This is a genomic window from Polaribacter sp. IC066 (assembly GCF_007997085.1).
Classification (GTDB): Bacteria; Bacteroidota; Bacteroidia; order Flavobacteriales; family Flavobacteriaceae; genus Polaribacter.
This window is the reverse complement of the sequence record NZ_VORR01000168.1, coordinates 1-512: the sequence shown is the minus strand read 5'-3', so window position 1 is coordinate 512 and position 512 is coordinate 1. Positions and strand designations below refer to the sequence as shown.

Annotated in this window: 1 pseudogene; it reads left to right on the top strand. The window is 32.2% G+C overall.

Going from position 1 to position 512, the window contains the following annotated elements:
* Window positions 1–52: 52 nt before the first annotated feature.
* A pseudogene (locus tag ES044_RS18385) lies at window positions 53–512 on the top strand (IS1595 family transposase); the annotation flags it as partial.

Below are 512 nucleotides of genomic sequence, written 5' to 3'. Positions count from 1 at the left end.
TTGAGGTAAGTAGATAATTTCATATCTTGTAAGTCAATAAAATAGGGTGATTATGGATTTATTTACAGGACAAAACCTTTTAGAGTTTACTGAACGGTTTAAAACAGATAAAAATTGCAAAGAATATTTAGCACATCTTAAATGGGAACAAGAGTTCGTTTGTCTAAAATGTAAGCATTCAAAGAGTCAAATTCGTAAAGATTTTTCTAGGACCTGTAATAGCTGTAGCCATACAGAAACTGCCTCTGCAAATACCTTATTTCATAAAGTTAAATTTGGTTTACGAAAAGCTTTTTTTATCTGTTTTGAAATGTCTACAACTACTAAAAGTTTATCTGCGAGTTACATGGGAGTTCGTTTCGGAGTTACCGATAAAACAGCACGTTTATTTATGCATAAGGTAAGAGAAGCCATGAAATCTAGCGAAAATCATCCAATGGACGGAATTGTTCATATTGATGAGTTTGTTATTGGTGGAAAGGAAGTAGGTAAAGTGGGAAGAAGTTATAATA